The organism is Kocuria rhizosphaerae (assembly GCF_044462265.1).
Lineage (GTDB): Bacteria > Actinomycetota > Actinomycetes > Actinomycetales > Micrococcaceae > Kocuria > Kocuria rhizosphaerae.
Genome location: NZ_JBISWL010000145.1, coordinates 41842 through 60717 on the forward strand (window position 1 = coordinate 41842; position 18876 = coordinate 60717).

Annotated in this window: 17 protein-coding genes and 1 pseudogene; 6 read left to right on the plus strand and 12 right to left on the minus strand. The window is 72.7% G+C overall.

The features are described 5' to 3' along the window. Positions 1 to 42: 42 nt before the first annotated feature. From ACH9EU_RS17145 to ACH9EU_RS17165, 5 genes and pseudogenes are all read right to left on the minus strand, one after another. Positions 43 to 1383: a fibronectin type III domain-containing protein gene (locus ACH9EU_RS17145; protein ID WP_396415113.1), complete on the minus strand. Its 1341-nt coding sequence runs from the start codon at positions 1381 to 1383 to the stop codon at positions 43 to 45. Positions 1384 to 1597: 214 nt separating this feature from the next. Next, a complete protein-coding gene (locus ACH9EU_RS17150; protein WP_396415139.1) occupies positions 1598 to 1891 on the minus strand; it encodes a helix-turn-helix domain-containing protein in 294 nt (97 codons plus the stop codon). 40 nt (positions 1892 to 1931) lie between these two features. Then, positions 1932 to 3002, minus strand: a pseudogene (locus ACH9EU_RS17155) (RNA-binding domain-containing protein); the annotation flags it as partial. A gap of 139 nt (positions 3003 to 3141) precedes the next feature. Then, positions 3142 to 3714, minus strand: coding sequence for a GIY-YIG nuclease family protein (locus ACH9EU_RS17160; RefSeq protein WP_396415114.1), 573 nt, complete (start codon positions 3712 to 3714; stop codon positions 3142 to 3144). 47 nt (positions 3715 to 3761) lie between these two features. Beyond that, positions 3762 to 4547 carry a hypothetical protein gene (locus ACH9EU_RS17165; protein ID WP_396415115.1) on the minus strand — a complete coding sequence of 262 codons (786 nt, stop codon included), beginning with the start codon at positions 4545 to 4547 and terminating at the stop codon, positions 3762 to 3764. 431 nt (positions 4548 to 4978) lie between these two features. On the opposite strand from ACH9EU_RS17165, the gene ACH9EU_RS17170 reads away from it, so the two are divergent. Further along, positions 4979 to 5950 (plus strand): CapA family protein, encoded by a 972-nt coding sequence (locus ACH9EU_RS17170; RefSeq protein WP_396415116.1) that lies wholly within the window; start codon positions 4979 to 4981, stop codon positions 5948 to 5950. A gap of 7 nt (positions 5951 to 5957) precedes the next feature. On the opposite strand, the gene ACH9EU_RS17175 is transcribed toward ACH9EU_RS17170, so the two are convergent. Next, positions 5958 to 6779: a hypothetical protein gene (locus ACH9EU_RS17175; protein ID WP_396415117.1), complete on the minus strand. Its 822-nt coding sequence runs from the start codon at positions 6777 to 6779 to the stop codon at positions 5958 to 5960. Positions 6780 to 7352: 573 nt separating this feature from the next. Here ACH9EU_RS17175 and ACH9EU_RS17180 point away from each other — a divergent pair. The 4 genes from ACH9EU_RS17180 to ACH9EU_RS17195 all read left to right on the plus strand — a co-directional run bounded on the left by ACH9EU_RS17180 (position 7353) and on the right by ACH9EU_RS17195 (position 11817). Then, a complete protein-coding gene (locus tag ACH9EU_RS17180; protein ID WP_396415118.1) occupies positions 7353 to 8972 on the plus strand; it encodes an NAD(P)-binding domain-containing protein in 1620 nt (539 codons plus the stop codon). A gap of 101 nt (positions 8973 to 9073) precedes the next feature. Further along, the gene (locus ACH9EU_RS17185; RefSeq protein ID WP_396415119.1) at positions 9074 to 10048 is read left to right on the plus strand and encodes an ABC transporter substrate-binding protein; all 975 of its coding nucleotides are present in this window, start codon (positions 9074 to 9076) and stop codon (positions 10046 to 10048) included. Positions 10049 to 10118: 70 nt separating this feature from the next. Next, positions 10119 to 11027 (plus strand): alpha/beta fold hydrolase, encoded by a 909-nt coding sequence (locus ACH9EU_RS17190; RefSeq protein WP_396415120.1) that lies wholly within the window; start codon positions 10119 to 10121, stop codon positions 11025 to 11027. A 25-nt stretch (positions 11028 to 11052) separates the two neighbouring features. After that, positions 11053 to 11817 (plus strand): IclR family transcriptional regulator domain-containing protein, encoded by a 765-nt coding sequence (locus ACH9EU_RS17195; protein ID WP_396415121.1) that lies wholly within the window; start codon positions 11053 to 11055, stop codon positions 11815 to 11817. Between the two features lie 189 nt (positions 11818 to 12006). Here ACH9EU_RS17195 and ACH9EU_RS17200 read toward each other — a convergent pair whose 3' ends face one another. The 6 genes from ACH9EU_RS17200 to ACH9EU_RS17225 form a co-directional block, all read right to left on the minus strand. Beyond that, positions 12007 to 13191 carry an acetyl-CoA C-acyltransferase gene (locus tag ACH9EU_RS17200; RefSeq protein WP_396415122.1) on the minus strand — a complete coding sequence of 395 codons (1185 nt, stop codon included), beginning with the start codon at positions 13189 to 13191 and terminating at the stop codon, positions 12007 to 12009. Continuing rightward, complete coding sequence (locus ACH9EU_RS17205; RefSeq protein WP_396415123.1) at positions 13172 to 14569, minus strand: AMP-binding protein; 1398 nt, start codon at positions 14567 to 14569, stop codon at positions 13172 to 13174. The genes ACH9EU_RS17200 and ACH9EU_RS17205 overlap by 20 nt, the downstream gene beginning before the upstream one ends. Positions 14570 to 14650: 81 nt before the next feature. Continuing rightward, a complete protein-coding gene (locus ACH9EU_RS17210; protein ID WP_396415124.1) occupies positions 14651 to 15247 on the minus strand; it encodes a biotin transporter BioY in 597 nt (198 codons plus the stop codon). A gap of 37 nt (positions 15248 to 15284) precedes the next feature. Beyond that, positions 15285 to 15941 carry a CbiQ family ECF transporter T component gene (locus ACH9EU_RS17215; protein WP_396415125.1) on the minus strand — a complete coding sequence of 219 codons (657 nt, stop codon included), beginning with the start codon at positions 15939 to 15941 and terminating at the stop codon, positions 15285 to 15287. Continuing rightward, positions 15938 to 16684 (minus strand): ATP-binding cassette domain-containing protein, encoded by a 747-nt coding sequence (locus tag ACH9EU_RS17220; protein WP_396415126.1) that lies wholly within the window; start codon positions 16682 to 16684, stop codon positions 15938 to 15940. The genes ACH9EU_RS17215 and ACH9EU_RS17220 overlap by 4 nt, the downstream gene beginning before the upstream one ends. A 122-nt stretch (positions 16685 to 16806) precedes the next feature. Further along, positions 16807 to 17133 carry a CHY zinc finger protein gene (locus ACH9EU_RS17225; protein ID WP_396415127.1) on the minus strand — a complete coding sequence of 109 codons (327 nt, stop codon included), beginning with the start codon at positions 17131 to 17133 and terminating at the stop codon, positions 16807 to 16809. Positions 17134 to 17508: 375 nt separating this feature from the next. On the opposite strand from ACH9EU_RS17225, the gene ACH9EU_RS17230 reads away from it, so the two are divergent. Further along, the gene (locus ACH9EU_RS17230; RefSeq protein ID WP_396415128.1) at positions 17509 to 18792 is read left to right on the plus strand and encodes a hypothetical protein; all 1284 of its coding nucleotides are present in this window, start codon (positions 17509 to 17511) and stop codon (positions 18790 to 18792) included. The last annotated feature ends 84 nt before the right edge of the window (positions 18793 to 18876 follow it).

Genomic DNA, 18876 nt, shown 5'->3' on the forward strand with positions numbered 1-18876 from the left:
CCGCACCGCCCGGGGAACCACGGTCAGGACGAGTCCGGGCGTTCAGAGGACTCCGGCGAGGCGGTAGAGGAAGGCGGCCATGACGTCGCGGTCCACGGCGGTGTGGGGGCGGTATTCCTTCCGGCCCTCGCCGATGTCCCAGCCGCCGGAGATGTTGTTCTCGGCCATCCAGGCCATCTCCCGGTAGAACGTGGTCGTCGCGGTGATGTCCACGAAGGGCGACTCCACCGGCGGGGTGTACTCGGGGGAGCCGGCGAGGCGGTAGAGGAAGGCGGCCATGACGTCGCGGTCCACGGCGGTGTGGGGGCGGTACTCCTTCCGGCCCTCGCCGGTGTCCCAGCCGCCGGAGATGCTGTTCTCGGCCATCCAGGCCATCTCCGGGTAGAACGTGGTCTCCGGGGTGATGTCCACGAAGGGCGACTCCACCGGCGGGGTGTACTCGGGGGAGCCGGCGAGGCGGTAGAGGAAGGCGGCCATGACGTCGCGGTCCACGGCGGTGTGGGGGCGGTACTCCTTCCGGCCCTCGCCGGTGTCCCAGCCGCCGGAGATGCTGTTCTCGGCCATCCAGGCCATCTCCGGGTAGAAGGTGGTCTCCGGGGTGATGTCCACGAAGGGCGACTCCACCGGCGGCGTGTATTTCGCGACATCGGTCCAGAAGGAGACGCCGGTGGTCTCCGTCCCGCCCACAACGTTGTGCGCCGTCACCTCGAGCCGGTACCGGTGACCGTCGACGAGGGGCACGGCCGCATTGTCGAGGAGCGGATCCTGCACCGCCGTGGTGTAGACGACGTCCCCGGAGACGTCCTCGATCTCGACGACGTACCGGCTGATCGGTGCGCCATTGGCCTCGGGCACGGACCAGGACGCCGTGAGCCCGCCACTGTCCGTGGACGTGACCTGCACGTCGCTCACCGCATCCGGCGATGCGGCGTACGTGAAGTACCGCTTGCCGAAGAAGCTCGGGTGGTACAGGTCCGCCGAGTTGCCCAGGGTGTCCGAGAGGGGATAGATCGTGGCGTCCCATCCGCCGAAGGGCTGGTGCCCCATCTCGGTCGCGGGGATGTCGAACGACACCTCGTAGACGCCGTCCTGGCAATCGCCCGACGTCCGCGCGGCCCACTCGGGGCCTGCGTAGACGTGGCCCATGGCGTCGGAGAGCAGGATGTTCGGGTCGTAGGCGTCCAGGCACGTCTCGTCCGTGATGTGCATTTCCGCCGTGACGGTGCCGCCCACGCGGGCGTCGACGAGCGAGAGGGTGACCTCGAAGCTCACCAGCTCCGGGGGCGTCGTGTCCTCCTCGACGGCGTGGGCGGCCGTCGCGCCGCTCGCGAGCAGCAGTGCCGTCACGCCCGCGGCGGTGCCGGTGATCTTCTGGATGTCCATGCGGCTCTCCTGGGGGGAAGGAGTGAGAGGTGCTTCCGGCCATTGTCCAGTGACAACGGGCGGCCTCGCCGCTGATGCAGCCCCACGGCGGGTCCGTGTCTCGTTCCGCCGGTGCCTCCGGGCGCTCCCGCCTGCGCCATCCCCTGCACTGCGCCCACGGCGCCGGCGACGACGCGCAGGCGGCGCCCGCCCTGCCGGCCCATGGGGCGGTGCATCAGGGCAACGACCACGTCGCTCGCGGATCCCGTGCGGACTTCCCGCTCCACCGCACGAGACCGTTGTGCTCGAGGGCCCGGAGCTGCTTCGTCACGGTCGGACGGCTGCTCCCGACGGCGTCGATGATCTCCCCGGTGCTCAGTGGCCGGCCGGCGGTGCGCAGAACATTGAGCAGGGGCTCGGCACCCCTGGGCAGGGAGGCGAGGACGTCGTCGTCGATGCTCTTCAGCGCAGAGAGCGTCAGGTGCACGCCCCCGGACCTCTGCCGGTACACCGGGGGGGCGCAGGCCATGGGAGGACATCTCGTCGAAGATGCGGCGGATGCCCTCTCCCAGCTCCTGGCCGAGGCGCAGATCCGCGCAGGTGCGGGCGATCCGGGGGTTGCGGGCGTAGCGGCTGATGTCGAGGGGGCGAGCGGTGTCCACGAGGCCGGGGAAGCGCCCGGGGCTGGTGATCTCGACGCGGTTCGGGAAGATCTCCACCCGGATGTGGTCGCCGGCCATGCTGTAGGAGCGGTGGACGACGGCGTTGACCAGGCCCTCCAGCCAGGCGTCGCGGGGGACCAGAGGAATGCCGGAGAACTTCCCGTCCGGACCGAGAGCGCGCCGTTTGGGCGCCCACCGGTCGATCAGCTCGGCGGCGCCGTGGATCATGCGGGGAACGGAGCCCTCGACGCGGCGGTCTCCGGCGTCGTCGAGGATGAGGCCGGCGCCGCTGCCCCTCTCGTTCTCCGTGTACTTGAGGACGCGGACGTGCGCGTGCGGCAGCCCGGTCTGCGGAAGCTCCGCGAACAACAGCCATGCGGCCACGGTGACCTCGCCGTGGCGTCCGAGGAGGCCGCGGGCCCGGAGGACATGCTGCCCGTCCGTGCGGGAGCCGGTGGCCTGCCGGAACAGCTCCACCTGCTCATCGTCCAGGTCCGCCGCGGTGAGGCCGGGAAGCGGTTTGCCGTCGAAGTGGCTCTCACCCCGGTCGTAGTGCAGTTCCTGGCGCTGGGCGAAGGTCAGCTCCCGCGACTCGTCCCCCACCCTCAGGAAGCACTTCCCGTTGACGTGCTCGTGGACGGGGTCGCTGGGGTCCACGCGGGCGACGAGCAGCGTCCCGTCCGGATGGGCGACCTCGGAGTAGTGGGTGCGCACCGGCGGTGTGGTGTAGTCCAGGGGGGCCTGGCGGAGGTCGTTGAGCGCCTTCGGCGATGGACTTTCGGCCTTGCCGTCGTGCAGTCCGACGACGATCGTCCCTCCCTCCGCGTTGCCCATGGCCACGAGGGTCACGGCGAAGTCCTTCGGTCTGATTCGTGCCGACTTCGGCTCGAACCACTGGTCCTCGGGCAGGGAGCAGAGCGTCTCGACGATCTGGTCCGGAGGAAGTCCGAGGGCGGCGTCGACGGCATTGGAGGACATGCAAGCCACTCCAAAACTTTCAGAGTAGCTTTCGAGTAGATCTGCCTCGCGTGAACTTCCGCGGTCGCCGGCAGTGGGCGGCGGGCGCACGTCCTCCGGTGGGCGTGGTCGGCCGGTCGGGCCCGGCAGGCCGGTGCGCTCAGCGGCGCGGCAGGTCCTCGAGGTAGGCCCGCTTGAGCTCTCTCAGCGCCGGGCCGTGCACGGTGCCGTCGGTGTTGAGCACGGGCTGGTGCGCGTCGATCCAGCGCTTCTCGAGGGCGTCGACGTCGTCCTTGCTCTCGCACGGCACCCAGCCGAGGAGCAGGTGCTCCTGCAGCCACGCGGTGAGCCGCTGCTCGGCGTCGTCGTCGAGCACCACACGGTCCCGGCTGTCCAGGGCGGCGCCGTCCCGCCAGGCCGGGTCCCCGGGCAGGAGCACGGCCAGCAGGGTCCGGCGCAGCGCCGAGGACCGGGTGCGCCTCAGGTGCTGGCCGAGGACGCGCCGGTGGAGGTTGCGGCGGGCGCGCCCCACGTAGAGCAGCTCCGCCCCGCCGGAGTCGTGCCGCAGCCGTGGCACGCCGGGCGGAAGGCGCAGGCCGGCGTGCTCGGGGGAGGGGAAGCGGGAGGTGTCCAGCCACCAGGAGTAGACGCCGCGCACCCGGCCGATGTGCGCCTGCAGGGGCCGGGTCAGGGGCAGGCCGGCGAGGTCGGGGACGTCCACGTCGAGGTCCATTTCACCAGCGTAAACGCGGAACCGGGCTGTGGCGCGCACCCCGGGCCTCACTCCTCGATCTTCTTGGCCCTGGCCTCCCAGGCGGCGTGGGCGTCCCGGGCCTCGGTCGAGCGCTGGGTCTCCCGCAGGGCCCTGAGCGCGGCGTTGCGCTGCTGGGCCACGGCGTCGGCCGCGGCCTTGGCGGCGGCGTCCTCGCGGGCCTGGGCGCGGGCGGCGGTGACGGCGTCCATGATCGACTCCACGCCCTTCGCGCCACCCTCCAGGTAGGCGGCACGGACCTCCCGGTCCGGGTGGTACAGGTACTGGTCGCTGTTCTGCCCGAGACGGGTGTCGAAGTCCTCGTCCGTCCGGTCCGAGATCATGGCGGCCACCCGGTCCAGGCGCGCCTCGACCTCCCGGTGCAGAGGCGTGTGGCGGGCACCGTCCTGGACGATCCACACGGCCCGCCCGTGGGACCGCAGCTGCTCCAAGGTCCACGGGGCCTTGGGGACCACGGCCAGCCGTTCCCTGATCGAGTCGGGGTCCGCCCGGTGGAGCTGCGGCGGCAGGGGCCCGAACTGAAGCGTCATCCAGGCGGTGCGCATGTCCGACTCCCCGGTCCGCCGGGCCTCCTGCACCGCCGCCCCCCGGGCCTGCCGCTTCCCCACCGTGCCGCGGACCAGCGCCCTGAGGCCGCCGACGACCACGACCAGACCGGCGACGACCAGGGCCGCGGTCAGGAAGAACTCCCAGTGCTCGATGACGAAGCCGATGATCGCCAGGACGATCCCCAGGCCGATCAGCAGGACGCAGCCGACGGCGTTGTCGGAGTCGTTGCTCTGGGTGCTCGCCATGGTCTCCCCCGAGGGCCGTTGTTGCTTAAGAAATCACTGTAGCGAGGGGCTCCGACGCAGGAGCGTCTGTGACCGGACGGTGTTCGGGGACGCGATGGAATCCGGGACCTTCGCACGGGGATGGTGCCGATGGGGCGGGATCGGCCGGATCGGGAGCGAACGCGACGGCCACCATGGGCACGGGGCCGACCTGTGGGGGTATATCGCGGATTATGGGGTTCTTCCCATACGGTGCTCACCTCCGGTAGATGGAACTCCACCTCAACCCGTACGACCCTGAACCGGGCCGGCGTCCGCGCGTGATGGGCGTCCGCCGCGGTCGTCAGCCGCAACGGTGGGCGACAGCTGGAGCCGGAGTCGTTTCCGGCTCCCGCGCCTTGCCCCCGGCGGGACAGCGGATCACCATAGGAGCAACCGGGTGGGGGTGGGTCATGCGGATCGCACTGGTCGGCGACGTCATGCTGGGCCGGCTCGTCAACAAGCGGCTGAGGCGAGAGGACCCGGCCTACCCGTGGGGAGACGTCCTGCCCCTGTTCCACCAGGCGGACCTGCGGTTCGCGAACCTCGAGTGCGTGATCGCCGACGGCGGCGAGCCGTGGCCGGACAAGGTGTTCCGGTTCCGGTCGGACCGCAAGAACGTCGCGAGCCTCGAGGCGGCGCACGTCGACGTCGTCTCCCTGGCCAACAACCACGTGCTCGACTACGGCGTCCCGGCGCTGGAGGAGATGCTGCCCCTGCTCGACGAGCGCGGCATCCTGCACGCCGGGGCCGGCCCGGACGCGGCGGCGGCGCGCGAGCCGGCGGTCGCCACGACAGGCGGCTCCGCGGTGGCCTTCATCGCCTTCACGGACAACGAGCCGCGCTGGGCGGCCGGGTCCGGCTCGCCCGGCGTCTTCCACGTGCCCACCCGGCTCGGTGACGCCCGCGCGCAGCGGCTGCTGGAGCTCGTCCGGCGGACCCGGGAACACGCCGGCTTCGTCGTCGTCTCCGCCCACTGGGGCCCCAACTGGGGCGTCGAGGTGCCGGAGGACCACCGCAGGCTCGCCCACGCGCTGGTCGACGCCGGAGCCGACGTCGTCTTCGGGCACTCCGCGCACATCTTCCGCGGCGTCGAGGTCCTCGACGGCCGGCCGGTGGTCTACAGCGCGGGAGACTTCGTCGACGACTACGCGGTCGACCCCGAGGAGCGCAACGACCAGTCCTTCCTCTTCCTGCTCGAGGTCCGGGACGGGCTGCCCCGGACGCTGCGGCTGCACCCCACCGTGATCGAGGGCTACCGGGCGGTGCGGGCCGGTCGCGAGGCGCGGGCGATCGCCGGGCGCATGCAGGCGCGCAGCGCGGAGCTGGGCACGGTGTGCCGGTGGCTCGAGCAGGAGCGGTGCCTGGAGATCGCCCTGGCCTGAGACCGGGTCACTCCTCGATCCGCTTGACCTGCTCGTCCCAGGCCGCGTGCGCGTCCCGGTCCCGCGTGGGCCGGTAGGTCTCGCGCAGGGCGTGGAGCGCGGCGTTGCGCTGCCGGGCCAGGGACTGTGCGGCGGCCTTCGTGGCGGCGTCCTCGCGGGCCTGGGCCCTGGCGGCGGTCACGGCCTCCATGATGGCCTCCACGCCCATGGCCCCGCCCTCGAGGTAGGCGGTGCGGACCTGCCGGTCCGGGTGGAAGAGGAACTGGTCGTTGACCTGGCCGAGGCTGGTGTCGAACTCGTCGTCGGTCAGGTCGGAGATCGTGGCGACCACACGGTCCAGGCGGGCGTCGACCGGCTCGAGCAGTCCGTGCACCCGTGCGCTGGTGCGCAGGGACCACAGGGCCCGGCCGTGCAGCCGGAGCCGGTCCACGTCCCAGTCCGGCTGGGGGGCCACGGCCAGGGTCCCGGTGAGGAGCCGGGGGTCTCGGTTGTCCTCCTGCTCGGGCAGGGACTTCAGGTGCCACGAGATCCAGGCCGTGCGCATGTTGGACACCCCGGTCCGGCGGGCGTGCTCCACGGCCCGGGGTCCGGCCCGCCGGCCGTCGGCCAGGAGATCGGCGCCCGCGGTGTCCCCGAGCGCGGCCTCCGGGCCGGGGCGGTCCTGGCTCCTGGTGGCGTCGATGTTCAGCCAGACGACCAGGGCCACCACGGCCAGGCCCACGACGACCAGGCCCCCGACGACGAGGAACCGGAACAGGGCGATGAATACCACCGCGGCGGCCAGGACGAGGACGCCGACCGCGACGTTGTTGCGCTCGTTGCTCTTCATGGTGGACCCCCGAAGACGTGTGTCCTGGACCACAATTCTACCGCCCGCCGGGATATCCGGATCTGTGGGATTGTCGTCCGTCCGGACGGGGCGGACGTGGCCGATGGCCGACCGCCCGCGGACCACCTTCGGCACCATGAACGACGACGTGCTCGCCCACTTCGACCCGGATTTCCGCCGGGAGGACTTCGTGCGGATCATCCAGGACAGCTCCTGGCCCGCGCGCACCGCGACGTCCTGCTGGACGCCGAGGCCCTCTTGGTCGAGGACGAGGGGCGGTCGGGGGCGCCGCCGCTCCGGGGGGAGGAGCTGCGCATGTGTCCTGGATCACGAGTTCTTCCCGGTCACCGAGAATGAGGATTGTTGGGCCCCGGGGAGCCCGTCACAGTGGGAAGCCAGGAGGTCGCAGAGATCGTGGCCCGGGAAACGGCGGTCAACGACTCCGGCGCAGACCCAGTGCCGACGGACCCCGTCGGCGTGGTCGGGCGGCTCCGCCGCGACGTTGCACACAGGGACTGTGCGCAGAGGAGGAAACAGGTGTCGATGGGGAACAGCGAATCAGTGAGGACGACCGTGCGGTCGTATGACGCCGTGGTCGTCGGGGCGGGCTTCGCCGGGGTGTACGCCCTGTACAAGCTGCGGCGGCAAGGGCTGTCGGTCAAGGTCCTGGAAGCCGGTGGAGGGGTCGGGGGCACCTGGTACCACAACCGGTATCCGGGAGCGCGCTGCGACATCGAGTCCCTGGACTACTCGTACTCCTTCTCGGAGGAGCTGCAGCAGGAGTGGTCCTGGTCCGAGCGCTATGCGAGCCAGCCGGAACTCCTGGAGTACATCAACCACGTGGTCGACCGGTTCGACCTCCGCCGGGACATCCAGCTGGACACCCGGGTGGTCTCCGCGGAGTACCGGGACGGCGACTGCCGCTGGGCCTGCGGGACCGAGGCGGGGGAGCGGTTCGAATCCCGGTACCTGGTCATGGCGACCGGCGTCCTCTCCATGCCCCAGGTGCCGAGCACGGCCGGCCTGGAGGACTTCCGGGGGGAGTGGTACCACTCCGGCGACTGGCCGCACGAGGGTGTGGACGTGCGGGGCCGGCGCGTGGCGGTCATCGGCACGGGCTCCTCCGGGACGCAGATGATTCCCCTGCTGGCCGAGGAGGCCGAGGAGCTGCTGGTCTTCCAGCGCACCCCCAACTACTGCATGCCCGCCCAGAACCACCCCATGGATCCCGAGGTCGAGCGGGAGTGGAAGGAGAACTACCCGCAGAAGCGCGAGTTCGCCCGGCAGTCCGCCTTCGGCCACAACCAGGTCTCCAACCCCCACGCGGGCAAGGACCTCACCCGGGAGGAGCGCCTGGCGGAGCTCGAGAACCGGTGGCGGCTGGGCGGCCTGTACATGATGCGGGCCTTCAAGGACATCCTGCGGGACCAGGACGTCAACGACGAGGCGGCCGAGTTCGTCCGCGAGAGGATCCGGCAGACCGTCAAGGATCCGAGGACGGCCGAGGCCCTCTCCCCGCACGACCTGCCCATCGGGACCAAGAGGCTGTGCTCCGGAACGGAGTACTACGAGACCTTCAACCGGGAGAACGTGGAGCTCGTCGACGTCCGGCAGGAACCCATCGACCGGATCACGGCCCGCGGAGTGCGCACCACCGCGCAGGAGCACGAGGTGGACGTCATCGTCTTCGCCACCGGCTTCGACGCCATGACCGGAGCCCTGAACCGCCTCAACCCGGTCGGACGCGGCGGCCGCCGGTTGCGTGAGCACTGGGCGGACGGCCCCGCGACCTACCTGGGACTCACCGTGCACGGGTTCCCGAACATGTTCGTCATCGCCGGTCCGGGGAGTCCCTCGGTGTTCAGCAACATGGTGAACTCCATCGAGCAGCACGTCGAGTGGATCGCGGACGCGGTCGCGTACCTGGACTCACAGGGATACGCGGCGATGGAGGCCACGGCCTCCGCCGAGGCCGGCTGGGTGCGGCACGTCAACGACGTCACCGAGGGAACCTTGTACCGGGACTCCCGCGCAACGTGGTTCTACGGGGCGAACACCCCCGGGAAGCCTCAGGTCTTCATGCCCTACCTGGGCGGCGTGGGTTCCTACGTGCAGCGGATCACCGCGGTGGCCGACTCCGGCTACGAAGGCTTCGAGCTGCGGGAGAGGGCCCTGGCCGGCACCCCGACCTGAGCCGGGACCCGACCGGGACACCATCGGACATCCGATTTCACTGGGGTGGGAGATCTGCGGTGCACAGAGGCTCCGCGATCCACACCCGTCGAGAGGAAGACATGAAGACCATGACCATCCAGAAGAACTCCGTCGCCGCCGCGGCGACGGTCTCCGCGCTGCTGCTCAGCGCCTGCGGGTCCGGCTCCCCGGACGCGCAGGCGGGGGAGAACGGCGAGCCCGAGAAGGCGACCATCGTCGTCGGGACCCAGCCGTTCGCCGAGCTCGCGCCGCTGCACATCGCGATCGAACAGGGCATCTTCGAGGAGAACGGGCTGACGGTGGAACTCGCAGATGCCACCGGAGGCGGCGCCGGCCTGATCCCGGGCATGGTGGCGGGCGACATCGACGTCGTCTACAGCAACTACGTCTCCCTCCTGCAGGGGGCGTCCAAGGGTCTTCCGCTGCAGGCCGTCCGGGAGAACGACCGCCCCGGGGTGCAGGCGCTGTACGTGATGCCGGACAGCGGGATCAGTGAGCCGGAGGACCTGGCCGGCAAGACGGTCGCCATCAACGGACTGGGCAACATCATGGAGCTCACCTCCCGGGCCGTGCTCGAGTCGCACGGCGTGACGGACGTGGATTTCGTGGAGATCCCGCCGCCCAACATGGAGGCCGCGCTGGCCGGAGGCCAGGTCGACGCCGCGTGGCTGGTGGAGCCGTTCGTCACCACGGCCACGGAGAATCTCGGAGTCACCCCGGTGGTCAGCGCGTTCGAGGGGCCGACGGAGGACCTGCCGGTGGCCGGCTGGGCCGTCCGCGAGGACTTCGCCGAGGAGAACCCCCGGACCGTGGAAGCCTTCGTGGAGTCCATGGACGAGGCCATCGGGATCGCGGAGGAGGACCCCGAGGCGGTCGAGGAGGCCCTGCTGAGCTACACCCAGATCCCGGAGGACGTGGTGGGCCGGCTGTCCCCGATCTCCTTCGCCGCGACGAGCGACTTCTCCCACCTGGACAAGCTGAACCAGCTGATGGTCGAGCAGGGACTGATCGAGGAGCCCGTCGACCTCGACTCGTTCATCGCCGACGTCGGGTGACGCGACTCCGGTCAGGATCGAGGAACGGGGCCGGGACCGGTCCCACGGACGGAGAAGGAGCAGCGGGACGATGAATGATCTCGACAGAGGGACAGACCGGCAGGACCGGGCCGTCCGGCACGTGCGGACCGGAAGCTTCGTCACCCGCTTCCTGGAGGCCGGCGACGAGCACCCCGACACGGTGCTGCTGCTCCACGACGGCGCGTGGGGCGGCTCCAGCGATGTCAGCTGGTCACGGTGCATCCCGCTGCTGGCGCAGCGGTACCGCGTGATCGCACCGGATTTCCTCGGCTTCGGCGGCAGCGACAAGGTCTCGTTCTTCGACCGCTCCCCGTACGAGCCCAGGATCCAGCAGGTGGAAGATCTGCTCGACGCGCTCGGGATCACGGAACCCGTGCACGTCGTGGGGACATCCTTCGGCGGATCCGTGGCACTGAGGCTGCTGGCCGGCCCGCCGGACCGCTCGGTCAGGGCGCGCTCGGTGACGTCCATCGGGGGCTCCGGAGGACCGTGGAAGACGGCCGTCATGCTCGACCAGCTCGGCCGGTGGGACGGGAGCCGGGAGGATCTCGCGCGCGTGCTGCGCTTCCTCATGGCGGAGGAGGACGGCTTCGACGCCCAGCTGGCGGCCCGTCATGCCACGGCGACGCAGCCGGGCCACTACCGCGCGGTGGCCTCGGCGGCCCTGCCGGTGCCGGAGCCGCTGAAGCAGCAGACCGCGGATCCGTGGCCGGTGGGCCTGCGCGGAGCCCAGGCGCCCACGATGCTCGTCGCGGGAACGCACGACGAGCTGTTCGAGCGGGACTGGCCCGAGCACATCGCCGAGGAACTTCCCGGGGCCGTCATCGAGCGGATCGGCTCGCGCCACTCGCCCAACCTCGACCGGCCCCAGGAGGTGGTCGACGTCCTGCTGGAGCACTTCCGGCGGGCCGGACGGTGCGAGGAGACCGAGTCGGCGCGACTGAGCACCCCGCGGTGACCCCCGCCCGTGCCACGATGGTGACATGAAGCGCAGGACACCGGGGGAGACGGGCCTGAGCAGAGTGGTGAAGGTTCTCGAGTCCTTCGACGCCGGCCGGTCCACGCTCAGCCGCGCCGAGATCGTCCGGAGGACCGGCCTTCCGGCCGCGAGCACGTATCGGCTCATCAACGAGCTGATCGAGGTGGGGTTCCTCGACGAGGCGGACGGCGGCGTCCGGACGGGGGTGCGCCTCTGGGAGCTCGCCTCGCGGGAGTCACGCACGCTGAGCCTGCGCAACTCGGCTCTGCCCTACATGGAGGACCTGCAGAACGTCATCCGGCAGCACACCCAGCTGTCCGTGCTGGACGGGGTCGACATCCTCTACATCGAACGTCTCTCCGTGCCGGACGCGGTCGTCAACATCACCAGGGTCGCCGGGCGGCTGCCTGCCGTCATCACGGCCCCCGGGCTCGTCATGGCGGCGTTCGCCGACCCGGCGACCCAGGAGGCGGTCCTGGCCACGGTGCCGCCCCGGTACACGAGCCGGACTCCGACCAGCACCGCCGATTTCGGTCGCATCCTGGCCGAGGTCCGCCTGCAGGACTACGCCCGGACGGACGGGTGGATCGACGAAAGCGTCTCCGGGGTCGCCGTTCCTGTCCGTGATGACCAGGGCGCGGTCGTCGCGGCGCTGTCTGTCCTCCTGCCCAACGACGGCAAGACGCCTCGGGTGGCGCTCCCGGCGGTGCGCATGGCCGGAGCCGGCATCTCACGCGCTCTGGGCTGGACCTCGTCCCGTTCGTCCTGACCCCCTGGGGGCGACGGACCTCCTGCCGACGCGTCAGCCCGGCCGACCGCACGATGGGCCGGTGGTGGCCGGAACCGCCCGACGACCTCGACGTCGGCGGGCACACCGTCGAGGTCACCGCGGGGCGACGTCCGCCGGGCCACCCGGACGACGACGGTACCGCTTCGCGGCTGCCGACCGGAGTCGCACTCAGGCCGCGGGCCGCAGCGCGACCTTCTCGAACAGGGCCGCCGTGCCGATGCCGCCGGCGGAGCTGATCATCGCCAGCAGCAGGCTCCCCTCGGGCAGGTCCCGTGACCGCGCGAGCAGCCGCACCACGGACACCGCACCGGAGGCGCCGTAGGCGTGGCCCAGCGCGAGAGCGCCGCCCTCGGCGTTGAGCACGGCCTCGTCGAGGCCCAGGAGGTCGACGCAGGCCAGCACCTGCCCGGCGAAGGCCTCGTTGAACTCGGCCGCGGCCAGCGCCGCCACGGGCACGCCCTGCTCGTGGAGCAGCTGCCGGGCGGCCACGGCGGCGCCGATGCCCAGCCGCGCCGGGTCCACCCCGGCCGTGGCCGCGCCGCGGAAGGCGAGCCCTGTCCCGAGGCCCAGCCCGCGGGCGGTGGCCGGGTCCGTGACGAGCACGGCGGCCGCGCCGTCGGCGTCGCCGCAGGAGTTGCCGGCGGTGACCGTCCCGCCGGCCTCGAACACCGCCGGGAAGCGCGCCAGCAGCGCCGCGGTCAGCGCCCGCCGCGGGCCGTTGTCGGCCCGCACCTCGCCGCGCGGCCCGGCCACCGGCACCAGCTCGTCCTCGAACCGCCCCGCCCCGGCGGCGTCGAGGGCCCGCCGGTGGCTGCGCAGGGCGTAGGCGTCCTGGCGTTCCCGGCCGATCCCGTGCTCGCGGGCGACGGTCTCCGCGGCCGCCCCCATGTCGGGGTCGCCCAGGTGCTCCGGGGCGAACCGGGCGCGGCGGTAGAACTCGACCTCGCCGTCCTCCCGGCGTCGTCCGCGCAGCGGTGCCGTGCTGATGCTCTCCGCCCCGCCGGCGAGGAAGGCCCGGCCGGCGCCGGCCTGGGCGAGCCGGCAGGCCAGCACGACGGCGTCGAGCCCCGATCCGCACTGCCGGTCCACCGTCAGTCCCGGCACGGAGAGCGGCAGCCCGGCCTCGAGGGCGGCGAGCCGGGCGAGGTTGCCCCCGGCGCCGACGGCGTTGCCCACCACCACGTCCGCGAGCCGCTCCGGGTCCAGGCCCGTGTCCGCCAGCAGGGACCGGAGCACCGGGGCCAGGAGGCGGTGGACGGGCACGCCGTCGAGCAGGCTCCCGGCGCGCGCCAGGGGAGTGCGGCGGCCGAGCACCAGCAGGGGAGCGGCGGGGTCAGCCGAGCGGGCGGGCACGGGGATCTCCTTCGAGGACCCAGTCGCGGAAGAGCCGGCGGCTGAGCTTGCCGCTCGCGGTGAGGGGCAGCTCCTGCAGCTCCACGTACTGCTGCGGGCGCTTGGCGGGCGCCAGCCGACCCTCCAGGCCGGAGCGGAGCTCCCCGCGGGTCGGCCGGCCGGGGGCGAGGAGGACCCCGGCCACCACGCGCTCGCCGCGGGTCCCGTCCGGCAGTCCGGCGACGACGACGTCGGCCACTCCGGCCACGGACGCGAGGGCCGCCTCGACCTCGTGCGGGTAGACGTTGTGCCCGCCGGTATTGATCATCTCCGAGGCCCGGCCCAGCACGTGGAGCTGCCCGTCGCGGAGGAGGCCCCGGTCCCGGACGGTGTGCAGGCCGCCGAGTTCGCCGAAGGCCTGGCCGTCGTCGCCCCACAGGTAGCCCTCGCAGACCAGGTCCGAGCGGACGCAGATCGTGCCGGCCTGCCCGTCGGGGACCGGGCGGCCGTCGTCGTCGAGGACGGCGACCTCCACGCCCGGGAACGCGGTGCCCACCGAGGTGCCGATCGGCCCGGCGGGCTCGCCCGACCGGTGGCACCGGGCCGCGACGAACGCGAGCTCGGCGGCGCCGTAGTACTCCCAGACCACCGCGTTCGGGGCCCAGCGGCGCGCGGCCTCCAGCGTGGCGCGGTCCAGCTTCTGGCCCGCGCACACGATGGCCGTCAGCCCGCCGGCGTCGACCCCGGCGGCGAGGCCCCGCTCCGCGAGGACCCGCAGCATGGCGGGCACGAGGACCAGGCGGGTGGTGCCGCGGCCGGTGATCTCCGCGTGGGCGGCGGCGACGTCGAAGCGCGGCAGGGTGGCGAAGGCGGCCCCGGCGTACAGGCACTCGGACAGGGCGTAGAGGTTCAGGCTCGCCGAGAGCGGACCGGGGGCCAGCACACGGTCCCCGGCCCGGAGGCCGAAGTGCTCCACGGAGGCCTCGAAGCCGCGCCGCCAGGAGCCGCGGCTGCGGGCGAAGCCCTTGGGCACGGCGGTGGTGCCCGAGGTCAGGCCGATCAGGAACGAGGACGCCGGGTCGCCGTCGCGCAGCGTCGCGGGAGCGGGAGCGGCGGGCCGCCGTGCCGCGCAGCGCCGCCGGACCTCCTCGGCGAGCTCGTCCGGCCAGAGCGGGTCGAGGACGGCGCACTCGCGCTGCCCGGCCACTCCCGCCGCCCACCGGACGGCGAAGTCCACGCCGTTGCCCTGCCGGAGGATCCCCGTGGGCTCCCCCGAGGCCGCGAGGGCGGCGGCGGCGGTGCGCAGCCCGCGCCAGCTCAGCCGGTCGTCTCCGCAGACGACGGCGAGCTCCCCCGGGCACGCCTCGGCCCAGCGGTTCACGCGGTCCAGGAAGGGCATGTCCTCGTCCTCGGTGGTGGGTTCCCCGCCGCGGGTGCGGCGCGGGGGCCCGCCGGAGGTCGGCGGGCCGTCGGCCGGGTGTCAGCGGGAGGCGGTCTGCACCCCGCCCAGGAGGCGGCGGTAGCTGCGGTGGACGTTGATCGCCGCGAGCGTCGCCACGACAGCCTTGAGGAGGTCCCCGGGAACGAACACGAGGGCGCCCAGGGCGGAGGTGGACAGCGGCAGACCGGTGACGACGGCCGTCCACGGGATGCCGAAGGCGTAGATGACGGCGATCCCGCCGACGACCACGCTGAGCAGGACGGCTCCGAAGCGGGCCGCCCGGCCGGTGCGCCGGAGCGCCCAGTACTTGACCATCAGGCCGATGACCAGGGCCGCGGGGATCCAGCCGATCAGGTAGCCGCCGGTCGGGCCCAGCAGCACGCCGAATCCGCCCCGGCCTCCGGCCAGCAGCGGGAGCCCGGCCAGGACCAGGACCTCCAGGACGACGACGGCGAGCATGCCGCGGACCGGCCCGAGCAGCGCGCCGGCGAGCATCACGCCGAGGGTCTGCAGGGTGATGGGCACGGGGATGATCCCGACCGTGATCGGGGGGACCAGGCCGAGGGCGGCGATCAGGGCGGCGAACACCGCCACGAGGACGGTGTTCTGGGTGGACTGCGAGCTGTCGGTGGCCATGGGTTCCTTCGGACGGAGCGGGCGGGAGGGGAAGCGGTCAGTCGGAGGTGGCGCCGGTGGCGCGCCGCGGTCGCTGGTCCGGGCGCGGGCCGGCGCGCCGCGGTGGCGGGGCCGAGTCGTAGCACCGGGCGTCGAGGGCCGAGGAGATCTCCTGGGCGGACTCGAGGGTGCGCACGAGCAGGGGCACGAGCACGGCGACCGGGCTGTTGTGCAGGCCGCGGGCGAACTGCGCCTCGCGGACGTCGAGGTACTGCTTGCGGATCTCCGGGATGAACCGGACCGTCATCGACAGCGCCAGGCTCATCTGGGCCGGGTTCAGCCCGAGGTGCCGGGTCGGGCCCAGCAGCCGCTCGAACAGGGCCAGCATCTCGCTGAACGTGGTGGTCAGAGTGAGGGAGTAGGCGAACAGGCACAGGCTGAGCAGCCGCAGCGCCGAGACCGTCGCCGCCTCCCAGCCGGAGGTGAGCGCCAGGGTCGCGAAGACGATCCCGACGATGAGGAGCAGGCCGGCCAGCATCCGGGCCAGGCGGGCCACCGGGACCCGGGTGAGCCCCGCGGCGACCACGGCGAGGGCGAAGAGGGCGAGCTGCGCGCCCAGGTGGGGAACCGCGTACAGGACGATGCTGATCACGAACAACGCGGCGAACTTGTACCCGGCCGGGATGCGGGTCAGAGGGCCTGTGGGCGTGGTCATCGGTCGCTGATCCCGCAGTAGAACTCCACGGCCTCGGCGGAGGCGCCGTCGAAGGCGATCCTGCCCTCGTGGACGACCACGGTGCGCTCGTAGGCGGAGATCATCTCCAGGTCGTGGGTGACCACGATCGCCCGCTGGTCGAGCTCGTCGATGGTGCGCTGCAGGAGCCGCCGGTTGCGCCGGTCCAGCATGGTCGTCGGTTCGTCGAAGACGATCGTGGTCGGCTCCATGACCAGCACCGAGGCCAGCGCCACCATCTGCTTCTCGCCCCCGGACAGGGCGTGGGACTCCCGCTCGCGCAGGTGGGCGATGTCCAGGCGCTCGAGGACCTGGTCCACCCGTGCCGTGAGCGCCGCGCCGCGCAGGCCCAGGTTCTTCGCCCCGAAGGCGAGGTCCTCGGCCACCAGGGGCATCACGATCTGGTTCTCGGGGTTCTGGAAGACGAATCCCACCTCGCGCCGGATCCGCTTCGCGTCCTCGGCCGTGGTCAGCCCGCCGACCTCCACCGTGCCCGTCGTGGGCAGCAGCAGCCCGTTGAGCAGGCGCACGAGGGTGGACTTGCCCGACCCGTTGAGGCCGATCACCGCGATGCGGTGCTCGTCCAGGGACAGCTCGACGTCGCGCAGGACGTCCTGGCCCTCCCGGGTCACCGTCACGCCCGTCAGCCGGATCCCCGAGTGCCGGGGCGGGGCGGAGGGCTCGTCGCGGCGCGGCGGGTTGCGGAGCGGGTGCCTGATCGACACGGGTCCTCCTTCCCTGGTCGTGCTCATCGGTCGTGCTGATCGGTCGTGCTCATCGGTCGTGCGCTGATCCGGTGCCGGGCGCCGGGTGCCGGGCACGGGCCGCACCCGCGCCACGGTGCGCGTCAGTTCCGCCGCGCGGGCTCGAAGTACAGGTGGGCGTGGAGGCGGCACCGCGGGTTGAACCGTGCCGCGCACCGCGGACAGCCGTCCGCCTCCAGATAGTGCCGGACGGAGAGCTCGTGCCGGCAGACCCCGCACAGGACCGCCGCGGCGTCCTGCTCCTCGGCCGGCCACTGCACTGCCGGGTGACCGGCGGTCTCCTCGTGGCACAGATGACAAGGGTAGTACTCCCGGCAGCACCGGAACTTGATCGCGACCACGTCCAGCGCCGTCCGGTAGTGGACGCACCGTGTGTGGTCGTCGACGGGACTTCCCAGGACTCGTCCCACCCTCACCCCTCCACGCCTTCCGGGCCCGTGCCGTGCTCCTGCGGGCTCGGCTGTCGCTGCATCATTGTTCCAGATCCGTGGCGCGGCGGTGCAGCGTGCTCACGGCGAGGGTGGCCGTCCCGCCGTCGGCGTTGATGATCCGGACCTCGGCCGGCACCACGGCGAGGGGCCCGGCGACGTCTCCGGCTCGGGTGCGGTGTTGACGGTCATGGACTGCTCCTGGGTGTCTCGGGTGGTGTGGAGGCTGGGGCCGGGGCTGCCCCGGACATCCCGCGTCGGCCGTGCAGAACTCATTGATTTTGCATGATCATGAGGCTGATAATGGGGGCGGTACAGGCCCGATCCAGGCCGTGCGAAACGAGGGGAGGTGCGCCCGTGAAGACCCCGCGACGTCCATCGCTGATCACCTCCGTGCGCCTCGCCCTCGCCTCCGGCGGCGCGGCCGTCGGCTGGATGGTCCTGGGCGCCACCGGAGCTCACGCGGTCGAGGCACCCTCCACCCTGTCCGTCGAGGACACGGCCGCGGTCGTCACCCGGAAGGTGCCCGAGCCGGCGCCGGTCGGTGGGGTCCCACAGCCCGTGCAGGCGGCGAGCACCGCAGCCGCTCCGGCCGAGGCTCTTCTCGCAGGTCCCGGTGCCGCGGCCGCGGCGCCGGTGGAGCACGTGGCCCGGGCCACCGCGCCGGTGGTCGAGGTGACCCTCGAGCCGCATCCCGTCCCGGTGGTCGAGGTGACCCTCGATCCGGCCGCGGCGCCGGTGGAGCAGGTCGTCGTCTCCGCCCCGGTCGTCGAGGCGCTGCCGGTCGAGCCGGTCACCGGCCTCGCCGAGAACCCGGTGGCCGCCGTGCAGAAGCCGGCCGACACCGTGCAGCACGCGATCGACACCGTGCAGCACCCCGTCGACACCGTGCAGCACCCCGTCGACACCGTGCAGCACCCCGTCGACACCGTGCGGGCGGTCGCCGAGCCCGTCACCGCAGTGGTGTGGGAGGCCCTCCCCGTCCCCGCCCCGGTCGTCGAGGCGCCTCCGGCGATCGTGGAGGGCGTCGTGGACGCCGCTCCGGTGGTCGACGAGGCCCTGCCGTCCGCGCCGGTCACCCGGACCGTCGAGGGTGTCCCCGCTCTTGTCGGACCTGCCCTTCCGGGTGAGACGGCGGCGCCCGTCGCCGTGGAGAACCTGCCCGCCGCCGTGACCGCGGAGACTGCCGTGGCGCGGCCACAGACCCAGGGCGCGGACACGGTGTCCGTCGGTGACCCCGTCGTCGCCCAGCCACCCGCATCCAGCGATGCGGCGACCTTCGCGCGGGGTGCCGGGGCGAGCTCCGCCGATTTCCTGGCCGGTCTCGCGCACTCCCGCGACGGCACGGGGACTCCCGTGACCTTGACCGCCGTCCCGGCCCCGCCGGACGTGCAGGCGTTCTCCGCGGCCGGCGGTGCGGCGGTGCCCGGTCCCGGGTCCACGACCTGGGCCGGGTCCGCCGGGGGATCCGGCCCGCCGCTGCGTGGTGCCGGACCCGACGCCCGGCCCGGGGACCCTGCCGACCTCTCCTACCTGACGCTCTTCCCGCAGCTGGCCGCTGCGCAGGACGAGGCGTTCTTCGGCGGCGTGGGCCGGCCCCCGGCTGCCCCGGTGTTCGAGCCCGGCTCCACCCCTGACTGATGAGTGCCGCGCTGCCCGTTTCCGGGCAGCAGCAGGCCCTTGTCCGGCGCTCCGGCGCGGACACCACCTCATCAGCTCAGGAGA

Bases quoted from the DNA above. Each gene is read 5' to 3' on its own strand.
- ACH9EU_RS17145 (WP_396415113.1), bottom strand. From the start codon at position 1,383: ATGGACATCCAGAAGATCACCGGCACCGCCGCGGGCGTGACGGCACTG.
- ACH9EU_RS17150 (WP_396415139.1), bottom strand. From the start codon at position 1,891: ATGGCCTGCGCCCCCCCGGTGTACCGGCAGAGGTCCGGGGGCGTGCAC.
- ACH9EU_RS17160 (WP_396415114.1), bottom strand. From the start codon at position 3,714: ATGGACCTCGACGTGGACGTCCCCGACCTCGCCGGCCTGCCCCTGACC.
- ACH9EU_RS17165 (WP_396415115.1), bottom strand. From the start codon at position 4,547: ATGGCGAGCACCCAGAGCAACGACTCCGACAACGCCGTCGGCTGCGTC.
- ACH9EU_RS17170 (WP_396415116.1), top strand. From the start codon at position 4,979: ATGCGGATCGCACTGGTCGGCGACGTCATGCTGGGCCGGCTCGTCAAC.
- ACH9EU_RS17175 (WP_396415117.1), bottom strand. From the start codon at position 6,779: ATGAAGAGCAACGAGCGCAACAACGTCGCGGTCGGCGTCCTCGTCCTG.
- ACH9EU_RS17185 (WP_396415119.1), top strand. From the start codon at position 9,074: ATGAAGACCATGACCATCCAGAAGAACTCCGTCGCCGCCGCGGCGACG.
- ACH9EU_RS17190 (WP_396415120.1), top strand. From the start codon at position 10,119: ATGAATGATCTCGACAGAGGGACAGACCGGCAGGACCGGGCCGTCCGG.
- ACH9EU_RS17195 (WP_396415121.1), top strand. From the start codon at position 11,053: ATGAAGCGCAGGACACCGGGGGAGACGGGCCTGAGCAGAGTGGTGAAG.
- ACH9EU_RS17205 (WP_396415123.1), bottom strand. From the start codon at position 14,569: ATGCCCTTCCTGGACCGCGTGAACCGCTGGGCCGAGGCGTGCCCGGGG.
- ACH9EU_RS17210 (WP_396415124.1), bottom strand. From the start codon at position 15,247: ATGGCCACCGACAGCTCGCAGTCCACCCAGAACACCGTCCTCGTGGCG.
- ACH9EU_RS17215 (WP_396415125.1), bottom strand. From the start codon at position 15,941: ATGACCACGCCCACAGGCCCTCTGACCCGCATCCCGGCCGGGTACAAG.